This window comes from Leuconostoc garlicum (genome assembly GCF_001998805.1).
Classification (GTDB): Bacteria; Bacillota; Bacilli; order Lactobacillales; family Lactobacillaceae; genus Leuconostoc; species Leuconostoc lactis.
Genome location: NZ_CP016329.1, coordinates 469,237 through 486,924, shown reverse-complemented (window position 1 = coordinate 486,924; position 17,688 = coordinate 469,237). Strand labels below are relative to the sequence as shown.

At 44.5% G+C, this 17,688-nt stretch carries 17 protein-coding genes; 10 read left to right on the top strand and 7 right to left on the bottom strand.

The window, feature by feature from the left end; genetic code table 11:
- Window positions 1–21 precede the first annotated feature (21 nt).
- Entirely contained in the window at window positions 22–927 is a 906-nt protein-coding gene (locus A9176_RS02395; RefSeq protein WP_077282042.1) for an ABC transporter ATP-binding protein, read from the top strand.
- A 3-nt stretch (window positions 928–930) separates the two neighbouring features.
- A complete protein-coding gene (locus A9176_RS02390; protein ID WP_077282041.1) occupies window positions 931–1,695 on the top strand; it encodes an ABC transporter permease in 765 nt (254 codons plus the stop codon).
- A gap of 82 nt (window positions 1,696–1,777) precedes the next feature.
- Here A9176_RS02390 and A9176_RS02385 read toward each other — a convergent pair whose 3' ends face one another.
- From A9176_RS02385 to A9176_RS02375, 3 genes are all read right to left on the bottom strand, one after another.
- Window positions 1,778–2,638 (bottom strand): aldo/keto reductase, encoded by an 861-nt coding sequence (locus A9176_RS02385; protein ID WP_077282040.1) that lies wholly within the window; start codon window positions 2,636–2,638, stop codon window positions 1,778–1,780.
- Between the two features lie 146 nt (window positions 2,639–2,784).
- The gene (locus A9176_RS02380; protein ID WP_077282039.1) at window positions 2,785–3,669 is read right to left on the bottom strand and encodes a metal ABC transporter solute-binding protein, Zn/Mn family; all 885 of its coding nucleotides are present in this window, start codon (window positions 3,667–3,669) and stop codon (window positions 2,785–2,787) included.
- Window positions 3,666–4,106, bottom strand: coding sequence for a MarR family winged helix-turn-helix transcriptional regulator (locus A9176_RS02375; protein ID WP_029509964.1), 441 nt, complete (start codon window positions 4,104–4,106; stop codon window positions 3,666–3,668). Before A9176_RS02375 ends, A9176_RS02380 begins: the two co-directional genes overlap by 4 nt.
- A 322-nt stretch (window positions 4,107–4,428) precedes the next feature.
- Between A9176_RS02375 and A9176_RS02370 the strand changes: the two genes are divergently transcribed.
- The 5 genes from A9176_RS02370 (at window position 4,429) to A9176_RS02350 (ending at window position 10,258) form a co-directional block, all read left to right on the top strand.
- Window positions 4,429–5,442, top strand: a complete 1,014-nt coding sequence (locus A9176_RS02370; protein WP_029509965.1) for an ABC transporter ATP-binding protein — start codon at window positions 4,429–4,431, stop codon at window positions 5,440–5,442.
- Window positions 5,439–6,428, top strand: coding sequence for an ATP-binding cassette domain-containing protein (locus A9176_RS02365; protein WP_077282038.1), 990 nt, complete (start codon window positions 5,439–5,441; stop codon window positions 6,426–6,428). Before A9176_RS02370 ends, A9176_RS02365 begins: the two co-directional genes overlap by 4 nt.
- Window positions 6,429–6,430: 2 nt before the next feature.
- Window positions 6,431–7,396 carry an ABC transporter permease gene (locus A9176_RS02360; RefSeq protein WP_009999951.1) on the top strand — a complete coding sequence of 322 codons (966 nt, stop codon included), beginning with the start codon at window positions 6,431–6,433 and terminating at the stop codon, window positions 7,394–7,396.
- A gap of 9 nt (window positions 7,397–7,405) precedes the next feature.
- Window positions 7,406–8,293, top strand: a complete 888-nt coding sequence (locus tag A9176_RS02355; protein ID WP_068851187.1) for an ABC transporter permease — start codon at window positions 7,406–7,408, stop codon at window positions 8,291–8,293.
- A gap of 108 nt (window positions 8,294–8,401) precedes the next feature.
- Window positions 8,402–10,258 (top strand): ABC transporter substrate-binding protein, encoded by a 1,857-nt coding sequence (locus A9176_RS02350; RefSeq protein WP_068851185.1) that lies wholly within the window; start codon window positions 8,402–8,404, stop codon window positions 10,256–10,258.
- Window positions 10,259–10,931: 673 nt separating this feature from the next.
- Here A9176_RS02350 and zwf read toward each other — a convergent pair.
- From zwf to A9176_RS02325, 4 genes are all read right to left on the bottom strand, one after another.
- Complete coding sequence (gene zwf / locus A9176_RS02340) at window positions 10,932–12,392, bottom strand: glucose-6-phosphate dehydrogenase (protein WP_077282036.1); 1,461 nt, start codon at window positions 12,390–12,392, stop codon at window positions 10,932–10,934.
- 234 nt (window positions 12,393–12,626) lie between these two features.
- Window positions 12,627–13,505: an alpha/beta hydrolase gene (locus A9176_RS02335; protein WP_077282035.1), complete on the bottom strand. Its 879-nt coding sequence runs from the start codon at window positions 13,503–13,505 to the stop codon at window positions 12,627–12,629.
- 4 nt (window positions 13,506–13,509) lie between these two features.
- A complete protein-coding gene (locus A9176_RS02330; protein WP_077282034.1) occupies window positions 13,510–14,295 on the bottom strand; it encodes an alpha/beta hydrolase in 786 nt (261 codons plus the stop codon).
- Window positions 14,296–14,322: 27 nt separating this feature from the next.
- Entirely contained in the window at window positions 14,323–15,336 is a 1,014-nt protein-coding gene (locus tag A9176_RS02325) for an alpha/beta hydrolase (protein ID WP_077282033.1), read from the bottom strand.
- A 184-nt stretch (window positions 15,337–15,520) separates the two neighbouring features.
- Here A9176_RS02325 and A9176_RS02320 point away from each other — a divergent pair, with 184 nt between their 5' ends.
- Genes A9176_RS02320 through A9176_RS08875 form a run of 3 tightly spaced genes read left to right on the top strand, consistent with a single transcriptional unit; the run spans window position 15,521 to window position 17,669 of the window.
- Entirely contained in the window at window positions 15,521–16,888 is a 1,368-nt protein-coding gene (locus tag A9176_RS02320) for a glycoside-pentoside-hexuronide (GPH):cation symporter (RefSeq protein ID WP_077282032.1), read from the top strand.
- Window positions 16,885–17,283 carry an alpha/beta hydrolase gene (locus tag A9176_RS08880; protein WP_242943237.1) on the top strand — a complete coding sequence of 133 codons (399 nt, stop codon included), beginning with the start codon at window positions 16,885–16,887 and terminating at the stop codon, window positions 17,281–17,283. The genes A9176_RS02320 and A9176_RS08880 overlap by 4 nt, the downstream gene beginning before the upstream one ends.
- Entirely contained in the window at window positions 17,283–17,669 is a 387-nt protein-coding gene (locus tag A9176_RS08875; protein ID WP_242943236.1) for an alpha/beta hydrolase family protein, read from the top strand. Before A9176_RS08880 ends, A9176_RS08875 begins: the two co-directional genes overlap by 1 nt.
- Window positions 17,670–17,688 lie beyond the last annotated feature (19 nt).

Genomic DNA, 17,688 nt, shown 5'->3' with positions numbered 1-17,688 from the left:
TTGCAGTATTGAGGGGGAAAAATGGCATTATTAGAAGTTAAAAATGTTAATAAGCGTTATGGTAAGAAAATGGCGATGACGGACGTCAGCTTTCAGGTAGAAGCTGGCCGGATTGTCGGTTTGATTGGCCCAAACGGTGCCGGTAAATCAACGACCATGCGCGCGATTACTGGCTTGATGCGTTATGATTCAGGCAGTGTTATGTTTGATGGGCAACCCATTACGTTTAGTCATCATCAAGCCTTGGATAAAATGGGGAACTTAATTGAATATCCCGCTATTTATCCTAATTTAACCGCATTAGAGCACTTAAAGCTCTATGCCATGGATACCAAAACACCGGCAGATTTCCAGGATTTGATGCGGAAAACACAAATTGACGGGCCTAATTTTGGTAAAAGAAAAGCCAAGCAATTCTCTTTGGGGATGAAGCAGCGCTTGGGGATTGCAATCGCACTTATTCGTCATCCAAAGTTGGTTATTTTAGATGAACCCATGAACGGTTTGGATCCGCAATCAGTTCATGATTTGCGGCTTTTGATTCGCACATTGGCAGACGAAGGGGTTGCCTTCTTAATTTCCAGTCATTTGTTAGATGAACTACAAAAACTGGTGGATGATGTGGTCATCATCAACAACGGTAAAATCATTGAAACGGCCACAATCACGGCATTTTTCGACCAAGACCAGACACGTTGGTTGTTTGATACCTCAGATAACCAAGCTGTGGGTGCGTTAATTGCGGCAAAAGGTTGGACGGCAACAGCTGTTGATGGGCAAATTGAAATTGCAGGGGCGGAGACATTGCAGCAAGTCATTACGGCTATCAATCAATCCGGCATTAGTATTACGGCGATTCAAACCGTTACGGGTAATTTGGAACGCACCTTGTTGGACAAATTGGCGCATGACGAGAAGGGGGAATAAGAGATGTTAACATTGATGAAACAGGAGTATTATAAGGCATTTAAACAGAATCGCCTGTATATTTGGTTAGCCTTGAGCTTTCTTTTCCCGTTGGCAGTCATGGGTATTTTTAAAACACAACGTACAGGTGAGGTCGTGGCAAATTTTGGGCAGGCAACAGTGTATATCGTCTTTGATGGGATTATTATTACCGCTTTAAGCGTGTCACAAGAGTTTGGCTTTGGGACGATTCGCCCCTTACTCTCACGGCGTTTTAGCCGCGGGCAAATCTTTGCCAGCAAACTATTGTTAAATCTCAGTGTTTATTTAGGGTTGTTTGTCACGGCGTTTCTAGGGACGATGTTGGCCAAAGTAATTTTCGTTCCTAAAGTGAACTTGCAGGCCAAGTTAAACGACATGGGAACCGGTTGGCAAGTGATGGGGCAGACATTTGTTATCACGATGCTACAAATCATATTTATTGCGGCCTTAGTGTTGCTCATTACAAACCTCGTCAAGAGCTCTGGCGCAGCCATTGGCTTGGGTGTGGTCATGATTGTTGGGACACCGATTTTGACGAGTTTATCGGCGTTGTTGATTGAAATGGCGCCAATCATGAAGTGGAATCCGTTTAATATTTATCTCGGTATTGCGATGCTTGAATTGCCAAAGACGGCATTCAAAGACCTCGTCCATTTGCCACAAACAACCGTACTTTGGGTTTATTTGATTGATATTGTGCTGATGTATGGTGTGGCGTATTGGATTTTCAAAAAGCGCTCAGTTTAAGCACAGCTTATAAAAAGGCGGACGACCAATTGGTCGTCCGCCTTTTGCGTTGTTTCACGTGAAACAACTGTAGGTTAATCGGTTAGAAATTTGCTGTATCAGGCTCTGTGTGCGCGCCGCCAACACCCTGTAAGGCATCTAATGTGGCCATGTCTTCTGGAGTGAGACTAAAGTCAAACACGTCTAAGTTAGCTTGAATGTAAGCTTGGTGCGTTGATTTTGGTAAGGGCAAGAAGCCTTTTTCCAATGACCAACGAATCAAGATTTGTGGCACAGATTTGCCGTACTTAGCGGCCAAATCAGCAACTTGTGGTAAGTGTACCAGCTTACCGGTGCCTAATGGTGAGTAAGCTTCGTCTAAGATATTATGCGCTTTATCATAAGCGACCAATTCAGCTTGTTCATCAGAAGGGTTCAAGAAGCTCTGGTTCACCATTGGCGCGATCTTTTGCGTTTTCGCTAGTGCTTCCAAATGATGAATTTGGAAGTTGGATACGCCAATTGCGCGAACTTGTCCGTCAGCGTAGGCTTCTTCCATGGCGCGCCAAGTCTCCGCATTGGCTTGTTCCCAAGCTTGCGGCCCTTGTTCTTGCACCGCGGCTGGATTAGGCCAGTGAATCAGATACAAATCAACATAATCCAAACCAAGGGTTTCTAATGATGTGGCCAAAGCGGCTTTGGCTGCCGTGTAACTATGGCCATCGTTCCAAAGTTTTGTCGTGACAAACAGTTCGTCACGGGCAATCCCAGAATCCTTGATTGCACGGCCAACAGAAGCTTCGTTGCCGTAAATTGCGGCTGTATCAATGTGTCGATAACCAGCTTCCAGTGCCCATTTGACTGCGTCGTAGGCGACATCACCGTCCGCTGATTGCCAGGTACCAAAACCAATAACTGGGATTTGAACCCCATTGGCCAATGTATAAGTCTCTGTCAGTGCCATAAACATTACCTCCATGCATAGATGCTACCAAACCACGTCAAATTCGTATCAAATGACGGGACTATTTTTGCAAAAGTTAGCAAAGCTTTTGCACTCAATGGTAGTATAACACTTTTTGAACAACTGTTCGTAGCACGGTTGTGATGTTATTTCATGATGGCTTCAATTTGTTTGAGTTCTGCTAATTTCCAACTGACGTAGTGTTCACCATTTGGAATAGTTTCTGTGACGTTGACAACTGGAATATGGTTAGCCTTAGCGAGATCGATAATGTTGCTTACCGTTGAGCTAGTTGTTTGTTTGTTATTGACAATGAAGGCAATTTTGTGTGACGTAATCGCTGTTTTCAAAGCAGATAAGGTTGCCGGTGAAGGGTCGTTACCTTCTTCAATCGCTTCAGAAAAATCATTATCCATGACGTGATAACCGAGGGCATCTAACATGTATTCAAAGACTGGTTCCGTCTGGGCCACGTCTTGTTGGTTAGACCTGGCTTTCAGCTGGGTCACTAAATCAGTGATGGGTTGCAAGCTGGCGATATATTTCTTAGCGTTGGCTTGATAGTCTGCCTTGTGGGCGGGATCTTTTTTAGATAAAAGATCTGCTAAATAGTGAGCTGATTGAATCATCGTGTTGGGATCATTCCACAAATGGGGATTTTGCCCCATTTTGTCGTGTAAAACATCTTCACCAACCTCAACGAGTTGCGACTTTGGCGATGATTTGGCTAATTTTGTCAACCAAGCATCATACCCTAAGCCGTTAGCAATCACAATGTCAGTCCCGTTGACTTTTTTGGCAACGGCTGTTGTGGGTTCATAGTCTTCGGGGGAAATGTTATCGTGCTTGATAATGGCCGTTGCTGTGCCGTGATCACCAACAACGGTTTGCGCAAGCTCGGCGTAAAAATCAGTTGACGTGATAATGCTAATTTTATTCGTGGCCTTTTGAGGGGTTTCGCTACCTTTAAAGGCAGCAAAACCAACAATGGCAATGACAATAACTGCCAACACGGCAATGAGTTTTTTCATGATCGGTTATCCTCTAGTTGATTAATTTGTTTGAGAAAGTGAATAATGGTGGCTTGTTGTTCGGGTGTAAAAGTCGCAATCGTGGCATCAATGTCTTCGTGTAAGGCTTGATGCGACTGTTCATGTTGGCGCGCCAACTTAATACCAGCAGGGGTTAAAGCGTAATTCACACTGCGCTTATCGCTGGCATCTTGCGATGAAATGACGTAGCCGTGGGCAATCAAATTTTTAACGGCCTTTGTGATGGCTGGCTTAGATAAGTTCATCTTATTCGCCAGATTGGCATTGGTTGCATTTTCTTCTTGCAACAGCATCAGTAGATGCGCTTGTGTGGCGTTGATTTTTTGAGCCGTCGTTGTTTTGATAAATTCAGAGCGCGCGGCGTAAGTTTGCACAAAAGTATTGAGTTCATGAATAATTGTATTGGATTCAGACATCTGTCACCTCGATAGTTTACTAGTTAATTAACCAGTAAACTATATCAAGAAAATAATAGCCTGTCAAGCTATCTGAGGGGTCGACCAAACAGTATTTTAGTTATAAAATCCTCATTTATCTAAATATGTAGAATTTTTATCGAAGGCGGCAACCTGATGTAACGTGGTGATTTTAACCAATTTATAATAATTTATATCATTAAAACCTCACAAATAATTAGCAATTTATAATAAAAAGGTGTATGATTATTATCAACGCGACAATCGATCATTAAAATATGATGATTATAATTTAATTGATGTTTGAGGAGAAACTGTCTTTATGGGGAATTTGTTGTTAGATGCAAAAGATGTATCTGTCCAATTTAAAATTGCTGGCGATTATCAAACAGCCCTACACCGCGTTAATTTATCGATTGCACGTGGTGAAGTGTTGGCGCTTGTCGGCGAGTCTGGTTCAGGGAAGTCAACCTTTGCGATGAGTGTCATGGGGTTGCATAACCCAGATCAAACACAGGTCACGGGGTCGATTCGCTTACTCGGTGATGAATTGATTGGGTTATCTGAACGGCAGTTTGATACGTACCGTGGGGTATCGGTGGGGATGATCTTTCAAGATCCGTTATCGAGCTTAAATCCACTGATGAAAATTGGCGATCAAATTGCTGAAGCCATTACCGTGCATGATAAACATGCCAAGGCTGTCACAACACGCGTGCAAAAATTATTAACGGATGTTGGAATTACGGATACGAAGCGCGTCGCGCAACAATATCCGCACGAGCTATCTGGTGGGATGCGACAACGAGTGATGATTGCGATTGCCCTGGCCAATGAACCGGATTTGATTATTGCGGATGAGCCAACAACGGCGTTAGATGCCACCATACAAGCACAAATTCTAGACTTAATTAAAGAAATTCAACTCAAAAAGAATGCCGGTATTTTACTCATTACGCATGACTTAGGTGTCGTGGCGGCGATGGCCGATAAAGTGGCCGTGATGTATGCCGGGCAAATTGTTGAAGAAGCGCCGGTTAATGACTTATTTACGCAACCAACGCACCCTTACACACGCTCGCTGTTACGAGCGGATCCGTCAGATGTTGCCCCTGGGCAGGCGTTGTATGCAATTCCAGGTACTGTACCAGCTTTGAAGGACATGGATCATAGTAAAGACTTGTTCCTACAACGTTTGCCATGGCTTGATGACGACGTCGTCAATGCACCTGTGGCTGACACGTTGCATGAAGTTGGCCCCAATCATTTTGTACGAGGGACGGCTTGGCAAACATTTGAATTTACGGATGATTTTAACAAGGTAGGTGAGGTATGAGTGAGCTGGTTAAAATTGAGCATTTGAAAGTTTACTATCCGATTCGCTCAGGTTTTTTTAATCGGGTAACAGGTAACATTAAGGCGGTAGATGACGTTTCTTTTACCATTGAAGCAGGGAAAACGTATGGCTTAGTTGGTGAATCTGGTTCGGGGAAGACGACGATTGGCAAGGCGATTGTTGGGCTAGAAAATCCAACCAGTGGCAAAATTTTATTTGATGGCCAAGATGTGACAACGATTAAGCAAAAAAAGCATCTGCATTACAACAAAGATGTACAAATGGTGTTTCAAGATAGTCAATCTAGTCTGAATCCGCGTAAAACAATCGGTGAAATTATTGCGGAGCCGTTAAAAAACTTTGGTGTGCCACAGACAATTGGCGCTGGAGCGAACGGTGAACGACTCTTTACGCAAGAAGCGATTGATGCGCGTGTTTTAGAATTATTGGCCATTGTTGGCCTGCCAGAACGGACAGTGACACAATATCCGTTCCAGTTTTCTGGTGGTCAGCGGCAACGAATTGGCGTTGCACGGGCCTTGGCAACCAATCCACGTTTGATTGTGGCTGATGAACCAGTATCGGCGTTGGATTTGTCGGTGCAAGCGCAAGTGCTGAATTTTATGAAGAAAATTCAACGTGAATTTGGGATTAGCTTTTTGTTTATTTCCCATGATTTAGGTGTGGTGAAATACATGACGGACTATATTGCCATTATGCACCAAGGGCGCTTTGTCGAAATGGGTACAACGGCCGATATTTTCGAGCATCCGCAGCATATTTATACAAAACGCTTACTCTCAGCTATTCCAAGTTTGGATGTCAGTCAACGCGATGCCAACCGTGCACGTCGTACGGCGCTTGAAGCGGAGTTTGAGGAAAGCAAGTTGGATTATTACCGCGAACAAGGGCAATTATTGCGTGCCTTTGATTTGCAGGCTATTACAGATACCCACTTTGCTGCTGTGAAAAAGGAGGCACGATAATTATGCTACAAACAATACTACGCCGTGTCTTGATTATGATTCCGCAGATGATTTTGGTGTCGATTTTGATTTTTATGTTGGCACAATTGATGCCGGGAGATCCGTTTTACGGGAACCTGAACCCAAATTCTGATCCAGCGACAATTGAACGGATGCGACACGCAGCCGGGCTTGATTTACCTTGGTATGAGCAATATATCCGTTGGGTCGACCATGTTTTGCATGGTGATTTAGGCACCTCTTATACGGTTAATAAGGGCTGGTCAGTCACGCGCTTGATTGAGCAACGCCTTTGGCCAACCCTATCGATGGGTATCTTAGCAACAATTCTCACGTATTTATTAGCGATTACGCAAGCGTTGCTCGCTGCTCGTCACGAAAACAAATTGATTGATCGGGCGTTAATTGTTTGGAATACATTGACGTCAGCGGTGCCGTCCTTTGTGTTCTACTTCATCATGATGATTTTATTTGTGTATATTATTCCGATTTTCCCAAGTTCAGGGACAGGAATTGATGACACTAAGAATTTTGCGGTGAATTTTTTCAGTAACTTACGTTATGCCTTTTTGCCTGGCTTTACGATTGCCCTCTTTAGTACGAACGGGGTATTTCAATACCTCAGATCGAATTTGTTAGATCAGCAAGCCCAAGACTATGTGCGGACAGCACGTGCCAAAGGGGTGCAGATTAAAGATGTTTTCCGCAAGCACATTTTAAGAAATGCCTTTTTGCCAATTGCTTCCGGTATTGGTTATGCCATTACGGGCGTGTTGGCTGGGGCGATGTTTGCGGAAACCGTCTTTGGTTATCCAGGGATTGGGGCCTTATTCGTGCAAGCGTTGAGTGGTCGTGACTACACGGTGATTACCGCATTAATGCTGTTACAAGGCTTCTTAGCCCTTTTGGGTGGGTTGTTATCTGACATCATTTCTGCGTGGGTTGATCCGCGTATTCGTGTGAAATAAGGAGGCGCTATGGCAACGAAAAAAAGTCGTTTTGGCGAAAAATTTTTGAAAAATTTTTGGCGTGAACTAGAACGTGATGGACTGGGCTTGACTGCTCTAATTTTACTCATTGCGTTATTCTTATTTATTTTTATTGGGCAATTTTTTGTGCCGAGTGATATTGGGACGATGAGTAGCATTTTAAATGCGAACTTACCGCCGTTAACCAACGGGCATATTCTCGGTACCACGGATTCTGGAGCTGACTTTATTTTGACATTAATTGCCTCAGCGAAGAATTCCATCATTATTGGGTTCGGGGTAGCGACGTTGATTTCCGTGATTTCAATTGTTTTTGGGATGATGATTGGTTATTTTGGCGGTTGGGTCGATTGGATTGCAATGCGTGTGATTGATTTTTGGCTGATTATGCCGTTAATCATGGTGTTGGCGATTATCTTTGCCACGGCTAAAGGGGTGTCGATTTGGAGCCTGATTATGATTTTGTCCGTCATTAGTTGGCCGGCCAACGTTCGCTTGGTACGGACGTTAACATTGTCGGAAGTCAATCGTGATTACGTTGAAGCAGCCAAAATTTCAGGAACACCCTGGTATAAAATTTTATTTTCGGGTATTTTGCCCAATATTTCATCAACCATTATTTCGGATTATGCTTTAACACTGGCGGGGTCAATCGGGATTGAAACGGGATTGACATTCTTGGGCTTTGGTTTGAAGCAAGGGACCAGTTCGCTAGGGTCGATGTTGATGGTCTTGAATGGGTCTGCTTCAACGATTTATGTGCGGTGGTGGTTATGGGTGCCGGTCACACTTATCCTCATCATACTCACATTTGGTTTTGTGGTTTTGGGACAAGTTGCGCGTCGCGCAATGGATCAAAGACAAGCATTGAATTAAAATATAATTAAAATAAAGTGTTGACAATATGAAAAACAGTGATATATTTATAATAATTGTGACACGAAACATCTTGTTAACGGTCTAAAAATGAATGAGGAGAGAGATATGGTAAGTACAGGAAAAAAAGTCGCCTTTGGTGTCGGTGGTCTTGTTGTTGTTGCGGGAGCCGGATTTGCTATTCTAGCCAGCCAGTCAAATCAAAGTGCTACGACGAGTAAAGCCGTCAGTGTTGGGTCGTTTAAAGGGGATTATAAGAACCCGAAGTCACCAATGAAGGGTGGTAACCTGTCGGTTACAATACCAGGTACTGCATCTGATCCAGTCAGCTTTGCAGGGTATTCAGAATTTGCACAGTGGTCATCAGTACAACAAGAACTTGGTCCTGCTGGTGGTAACTCACTTTTCTATACTGACAAGCATGGTAAAATCATCAACGGTGGTCCAGCTGACTATAAGGCTGATAAGGACAATAAGACCGTAACGATTACGTTACGAGATAACCTTAAGTGGTCTGATGGGAAGCCGGTAACTGCCCAAGATGTATTGTTCTCATTACAAACTTTAGCAACTAATGAAGTCGCTGCCGGTAGCTTTACGAGCTCTTATTTAAACATTAAAGGGTTAGCTGACTACCAAAATGGTAAAGCAAAAGATATTTCAGGTATTAAACTTAATGATGGTGCCGATGGTAAAAAGTTGACCGTGAGTTATACGAGTTTACCAGCCGCAGCTGATTGGGGTGATGGTGTTCCAGCTTACGCCATGCCATATCATGACTTGAAAAATGTGGCGTCAAAAGACTTAGCAACTTCAGAAAAAGTAACGAAGACGCCATTGTCATTTGGACCGTTTAAGGTCGCCTCAGTATCAACTGATTCAACGGTTAAGTACGTTCGTAACAGCGAATATTGGGGTAAGCCAGCGCGACTTGATTCAATTAATTTCTACGTTAACCAAGATAAGTCTAAGTTAGAAAACGATCTGGCAAAGCAGAAATTTGATATTGTCAAGAGTGTCCCAATCTCACTTTGGAAAAATGGTGATCAACCACAATTGTCTAAATACGACAACGCCAAGGGTTATGCCGCTACTGGTAATTACGATTCGGGCTATTGGGAACTTTACTTTAACTTAGGCCATTTTGACAAGAAAACGAGCACCAACGTCCAAGATCGCCAAACACCTTTGCAAGATGCTAATGTGCGTAAAGCGGTTGGTTATGCAATGAACGTCGGTGATGTGACAAAGAAGTATAGCAATGGCTTTGATCAACCAGCTAAAACGTTGATGTCTAAAGATCCAGCGAAGGAAGAATTCTACAACAATGCAATCAAGAGCTATCATGACAAATCTGGTGGTGATCCAAAGAAGGCTGGCGAGTATCTGGAAAAGGCCGGTTATAAGAAGGGTGATGATGGTTACTATGCCAAGGATGGCAAGCATTTGACGCTAACTTACTTGGCCCGTTCTGGTAGCACGACAGCTGAAGCGAAAACAAAGGCCTACATTGCTGCTTGGAAGGCTGCCGGTATTGATGTGAAGTTGTACCAAGACAAGTTAGTTGATTCTGCTACTTGGCAATCAATTATCCTAGCAGGTAACAACAATGATTGGGATTTGACAGATGGTGGCTGGTCAGAAGGGACAGTGCCAACATTTGACCAACTTTGGGCTAAGTCAGCACAATATAACTTCGGTCACGTTGTGTCAGATGCTTTGACCAAGAATTTGACAGAGACGCAAGACTCAAAGTCAGCAGCGGAATTGGCTAAGAATATCAAGGCCTTCCAAAAGTTGGTGGTTGAAGATCAAGCTTACACCATTCCAACAACTGTCGGCATTGCTGCACAATTTGTGAATGGTCGTGTGACGGGTTGGACAACAGCACCAACGAATGATTTGTATGCACAACTGGGTGTTTCTCAAGATAAGCCAGTGACATCTGGTAATCCAAGAAAGTAAGTTCGTGCTCGTGCAACGGAAGTCTGAGTAGCAGTATCCTCCCAATACCATGTCTCAATAGTTCGTTGCACTATAAAACCCGATGTGATCAGTTGACCACTGATCACATCGGGTTTTGCTTTGGTTAATGCAAAAGTGACGATGCTTTGAGGTGAGGAGTGCCGATTTGGCAATGATGTTAATAAAATGTGATATTGATGTTATCATGACTATATTTATAAAAAACGAGTGATTGGAGCGGTAATGGTCATTATATTGAAAGTTATATTAGGCAGTTACGCCATTTTAATGTTGGTTGCTGCTTGCCAAAATTTCTTAGTGACATATCGTTTGACCAACATGATCATTGGTTTGAGTAGCCTTATGATGCTAGGTGCTTTGTTGTTGTCTGAAACGCTATTTAGATCGATGACTATCACTGCGTTAATACTATTTCAATTGATGGCTTTTTTAAACGGTTATCAGCAGCAATTTCATCTGGTTCACCACATCGTACGTTTGATTATAACGATGTTTCTCGTTATTGCTATTCTGACGTTATCGTAAAGTAGCGAAAGTAGTGCTTCACTTTTTCATCTGAACGATGGCTCTTCATTTGTTTGTATAACCTGATAACAAGTAGACAAAAAAGGTTGACGCATTTGCGTCAACCTTTTTAGATGTGAATTAACTTTTAGCCCTTAAAGACCCAAGCATCACCGTTATTTGCCAACAACTTGTCAGCGGCGGCTGGTCCCATTGAACCAGACTTGTAAGTTTCAAGTGGTGCCTTATCAGCGGCGTAAACAGCTGAGATCGCATCAACGAACTTCCAAGCAATGGCAACACCGTTCCAATCGGCGAAGTTTGAACCATCACCGTTCATCGTGTCATGAATCATACGTTCGTATGGTTCAGGTGTGTTAAGCTTGTCTTCTTCTGACACTTGCCAATCAAGACCGATGAGACGTGTGTTAAAGTCGTCTTCAACTGACTTTGAGTTGATCTTGAATTCGATACCACCTGTTGGATCAACCAAAATTGACAAGATAGCTTCTTGGGCTTCTTGCGCTGCGCCAAATTGGAAAGTACCAGCCTTGAAGACGATATCAATACGTGTTTGCTTAGCAGCTAGGCGCTTACCTGAACGCACGTAGAATGGCACACCTTCCCAACGTGGCAAATCAAATTGCAATTCACCAGCGATGTACGTATTGTTCTTTGAGTCAGCTGGCACGTCCATTTCTTCAAGGTATGGCTTGAATTCAGCAGAATCACCACCTACATATTGGCCATGCACGAAGTACTTGTTCACTTCTTCTTCGTTGTAAATCTTCAAAGCGTTGAAGGCAGCATTCTTAGCGGCACGGATGTCCTTGTCAGTGAATGAATCAGGCTTTTCCATGGCCAACCAACCAACGATTTGCATCGTGTGGTTTTGGATCATGTCAAGCAAAGCACCGGCTGTATCGTAGTAACCAGCACGTTCTTCAACACCCAAGACTTCTGACAATGTCACTTGTACGTTCTTGATGTAGTCCTTATTCCAGGCTGCATCAAAGATTGGGTTACCAAAACGCAAAGCCGCAATATTTTGGACCATTTCCTTACCAAGGTAGTGGTCAATACGGAACAATTGGTCATCATCAAAGGCGTTTTCTAATTCGCTTTGCAACTTTTCAGCTGTTTCGTATGATGTCCCAAATGGCTTTTCAATCATCAAACGGTTATAACCAGTTGTGGCCAACAAACCTTCTGACTTCAAATACTTGGCAATTGTTCCAAAGAAACGTGGGGCAACAGACATATAAAAGATACGGTTACCTTCAATACCAAACTTGTCAGAAGCTTCTTCGATTGCTGACTTCAAAACGTCGTATGACGCCGCATCCGTGACGTCGTGGGCACGATATGAGAAGTGTTCGATGAAGGCTTCGGCTTGTGCCTTGTCTTCTGCTGCGCCAGCGATTGAGTCGCGCACCAGTTGCTTGAATTCATCTTCAGTCAAGTCTTGACGGGCTGTTCCAACAATGGCGAAGTGTTCTTGCAAATAACCTTTCTTGAAGAGGTTAAAAACTGATGGGTAAAGCTTACGCTTTGCCAAATCACCAGTAGCACCGAAAAATGTGACTAACGTCTTGAGTTCTGAAACCATGATGTTCCCCTTAATATTATAATTAAATTCATCTACCATTATAACGCAAAACGGGGTGAAAAGTACCTATTTCACAAACAGATTCATCGCGTGATACATCATCTCAAACGTTCCAACTAGTTGATATGTGGCATTGAAAAGATTAAGCGACACACCACGATATGCCAAATTGGTTCGTGTTCAGTCGCAGCATTAAAAAAGCTTCTGGCATTGCCGGAAGCTTTTTATCGTGGGTTAGGCGAGCAAATCCTGCACAAAATCGGCAAAGGATTTTTCGCCAATCGGCGTTTTCACCACAGTAAACCCGTGATAAGCGGCTGGATAACGCGCAACGGTGATGCGCACATAAGCCGCCACAAGATGTTGGGCAAAGGTTTCCGCTTCATCGCGCAGGCTATCAAATTCAGCCGTGTGGATAATGGTTGGCGGAAAGCCCGTGAGTTCCGCTTTGGTTGCGACAATAGGCGACACGAGTGGATTGTGTCGCGTTTTGCCGGTAGTATCTTGGAGATAAAACTGATTCATCAGACGGGATTCGTCAATGGCAATCCCTTGGCCGTCGGGATAATTTTTATCTTTGGGATCGGTATCTAAATCAAGCACTGGAAAGTCAAGCATCAGCTTATCGGCTAATTTCAAGCCGTGGGCTTTGGCTTGCAGTTGCGTTGTCACGGCTAAATTACCGCCGGCGCTATGGCCCATCACAATCAATGGGTGACCCAGTGGGGCAAAACTACTGAAGTGCTCTAATACATAAACGTAGGCACCAAATGCTGCATCAACCGCTGCTGGAAAGGGGTGTTCAGGTGCAACCGGATAGTCGACATCCACCACCGTGTAATTGGTGGCAAAGACTAACGATTTGGCAAAGGCAAAGTCCCCTTGCGTCCAAGGATACATAAAGCCAGAGCCGCGGAAGTTTAAAATGACCCCTTGACTGGGTAAGTAACTCGGTGCATAAATATACAGTTTGACAGGCGCTTGGTCAGCAACGTCAATGGTGAGCGTTGATTGATGCAGGCCGGTCTGAAGTGATTCGGGCAAAGGCACATCATAAGCCTCACTGCGTTTGCGTAAAACTTTGGCTTGGGCGAGTAAATCATCTTGTGTCATCGTATCATCCTTCCGTCGTGGTGAGCCAAGTAAAGGCGGCTGCGAGTTGTTGATCCCAGAAATCCCAATCATGATCACCAGGTAAACTTGTCCAAGTGTAGTGATCGCCAAATGTCGCTTGTAGTTGGTGACTGAAAGCAAGATTAGGCGCATAAAGGGGATCTTGTTCACCACAAGCGGTGTAGATGTCTAGGGGCCATCGCGCGCTATCATATTGCGCCAGTGTGGCGTCTAAAGCTAATGGCTTGGCGTGGATATCTTGCCCGTCAAACACTAAATTAAAATCAGGCATGGCAAAGATAGCACGTTTTTCGTAGAAATCTGCTAAATCGACCACAGCAGATAAGGCCACAATTCGGCTAAAATGTTGTGGTTGATTCAGTCCCCATTTTAAGGCGCCATAACCACCCATCGAATTTCCCATCACGACATTGTCCTCGCGGGCGCTACTCAGTGGGAGCAGGGCGCGTAGGCGCTGGGGTAATTCTGCCGTGATAAAGTCCCAGTAGCGTTGGCCGTGGGCCATGTTATTGTAAAAACTGCGATCGGCATTTGGCATGACCACCGCGTAACCAGTGGCCGTGGCATAACGCTCTAAGCCGGTCATGCGGTACCAATCAGTTGCGTCGCCAGACAGACCATGCAGTAACCAGACGGTTTTTAGCGGTTGGGCATGCAGTTGATCATAAGCGACCGTGCCATCAGCCTCGCGTCTTTCCGGTACAATGATGTTGACTTCAGTCATTTTATTGAGCGTATTTGAGAAGTAATGCAGGGTCATAAAAGCCATAATTTTCTCCAAATGGTGTGATTAAACTTAAACGGTGACGGGTAACGTAGGTGCTTTTTTGGTGTGATCCGCTAAAAATGCCAACACAATTGCTTTGGCTGCCGGCGACCAAAAGGCATCCGTGCCATGGTTGCTGCCTTGCATCGTGACAAATTGATTCGGCACGTTCACGGCATCAAGTGCCTTTTTGAGGAGGACGCTTTGCTGGAAGGGCACAATCATGTCTAACGTACCATGAAAAATTAAAAATGGTGGCAGGCCAGCGTGCAGATGCGTGACGGGATCAGCTTGTTGCATGATATCAGCGGTTGGATCGATGGCGTGATGGCCAAAGTAGGCGCCCACCCAGCTATCGGCGGAACGATGTTCCTGAATAGATGGTGCCAAATCCAAGTCTTGTAAGCGGGTTGGGCCGTAAAAGTCAATCACCGCCTGGAATGTGCGGTTTTTTGGCGCTGTTTTAAAAAAAGCCGCATCATTTTGAGTCGCGGCCGTCATAATGGCAGTGTAAGCCCCAGAGGATTCACCCCAAAGTACCAGTTGGTCAGGATCAATATGGTAGTCTTTGGCGTGAGCCACAAGAAAATCAATGGCGGTATTCACATCCTGAATCGTGGACGGGAAAGTCCCACCTTTACCACTACCCTGATAGGCCACCGCGGCGACAACATAGCCTTGTTGGGCAATGTCGACCAAGTGGGGTAAGTGTAAGCCAATTTCTTGGGTAGCAAAGGCTGAGCCTTGAATCCAAATAATTAAAGGGAATTGCCGCTGATCATTGACGCCAGTTTCGGGGATATAGACCGGTGGGACAAGAATATCTAACACCAAGCCAGGTTGGCGATCGTCATAGACGATATTCGTGAAACACATGGGCATTTTTGGTGTGTCATCACCGATTAAGATTGTGGCGCCAGGGACCAGCGTCTGATCTTCAGGGAAATGATGCACTGAAAATGGGGCAAGATACTGTGGTTGGGTAGACAATTGACTGACCTCCAAATCATCGTTAAGTTTATCGCAATTATAATACGACTTCATAGTAAACGCGTTGTCATAATATGTCAAGCGCAAACCATATTTTTTTATGTTTCTTATAATGGAAAAATAAATAGTTCATGACATATTTATGGCGTGCGCTTGACATAACAAAATATCGCGATTAAAATAAGGGCGGTTAAAAATGTAAGCGTTTTCGCTGGCCTTGATTGAGGAGGATACTCAAATGGAACAGAAATTAACCGTCGCAAACAAAGTTGCTTATGGTATGAGTGATTTTGGTAATAACTTGGTGTTTGTCGCCGCGACAAACTACCTGATGTTTTACTATACGGATGTCGCCAGTATTAGCTTAGCGGCAACCGGTATTTTATTTTTGGTGGTTCGGATTTTTGACGCCTTTGCCGGTCCTATCTTTGGTATCTTAGTGGATAAAACGCAAACCCGTTTTGGTAAAGTTCGGCCGTGGTTCTTATGGATGGCCGTGCCATACGCTGTGTCAGCCGTACTGCTGTTCTCCATTACGTTTTTCCCAGTCAATGCGCGGTTGCCGTTAGCGTATGCCACGTATGCTATTTTCACCATCTGCTTTGCTGGCTTAGGCACGGCGATTAACGCCATTTTGCCCAGTCTATCGGGGGATGCCAATGAGCGTGCCTCAGCCAATATGTTCCGTAACGTACTGGGACAATTTGGTGGCTTGATTTCTGGCTTGGCCATTTTACCGCTAGTATCGCTGTTTGGTGGTCTTAATAGTCCAAAAGGGTTTACGATTGCAATGGGCATCTTTGCGGTGATTCTTGTCATGGCTGAAGTGTTCACGTTTACCAATGTGCGCGAGAACGTGACGCCCGCACAAGAAAAGCCGGTACCATTGCATGATAGTATTAAGGCGCTGCTCCCTAACGGTCCTTGGTGGACTATTATTATCACCAATATCATTATCTTCATTGGTGTGGTGGTCAAAAATTCTTCAACGGTTTACTTCTTTAAGTATGTGTTGCACAATGAGGGGATGTCAGCGATTGCTAATTTGCTGAGTGCGTTGGCCATGATTATTGGCGCTATTACGATTCCGTTTTTGATTCGCCATTTCCAAATGCGCACCGTTGTGGTTGGGAATTTGGGTGTTGCCATTGTTGGGCAGGGTGTCTTATATGTTGCGGCCCAACAAGCAACCATGGGCGTGGCCCTATTAGGAGTTGCCGTTTCGGCCTTTGGTCTCGGTGCGGCGCAGAGCTTGATGTTTGTGATGACTGCTGAAACGGTGGATTATGGCGAATGGCGCTTTGGCGTTCGCGCCCAAGGTTTGCTAACGTCTGTTTCGGCCATTGGTGCCAGTATTGGTGCCGGACTGGCTGGCGTGATCAATAGTGACATTTTGGCACATTTCCATTTTGTCCCCAATATGACCCAGACAGCTTCAGGTATCATGGGGATTAATGTCTGCTTTGTGTATGGCCCAGCCTTGATTGATGCCATTTGTATCATCAGTATTATGTTTTATGGTTTGGATAAACTCAGTGCCAAGATGCACGCCGATTTGCAGGCGAAACGCCAAGATGAAATGAACGAAGGAGTCATAAATTCATGATTAAGTATGTCAACACCACCATTAATGGGTTAACTTTGCGAGGAACAGCCCATGTGCCAGAAGGCGTGACCGGTCCAGTGCCCACAGTGCTGTTATTTCACGGCTTTGGCGCAGTACGAGATGAATATTTCTGTTCGTTTGTCCAAATTAGTCGGCAACTCGCCAAACGTGGGATTGCTGCGATTGCCTTTGATTTCTCGGGTCATGGTGAAAGTGATGGTGATTTCATCGACTTTACGTTTAGCAATGAAGTCTATGAAGGCACGCAATTAGTGGCCTTCGTGAAGACTCTCGATTTTGTGGATGAGAAACGGGTGGCGTTGCTGGGGATGAGTCTAGGGAGTGTCGCGGCTAGTATGGTTGCTGGACTGGTCGGTGATGCGGTGATGCGGTGATGGGGTTGTGCCTATGGTCACCGGCCGCTGTTTTCCAAGATGAAATCGTGAACAATCACACCCTACAGGGTAAGCCGATTGATACGGTCGCTGAAAAAGGGTATTTTGATTTTAATTCGATGAAGTTAGGCTCACAATTCTTTGAGGATGTGAAGACGGTTGACATATATCCAACTGCCAAACAATATCTTGGGCCGGTTAAGATCATCCATGGTGCCGACGACACGATTGCCCCAGTGAGCTATGCGCAAAAGTACGTTGACACTTACCAACAACCCGTTGACTTAACAGTGGTTCCGGGGGCTGATCATAGTTGGGGGGATGTGCCAACTCGGGAATCATTATTTAACGCAACCTTGGTATTCTTTGATAAACTATATAAATAGAAAAGAGTCATTTGAACCG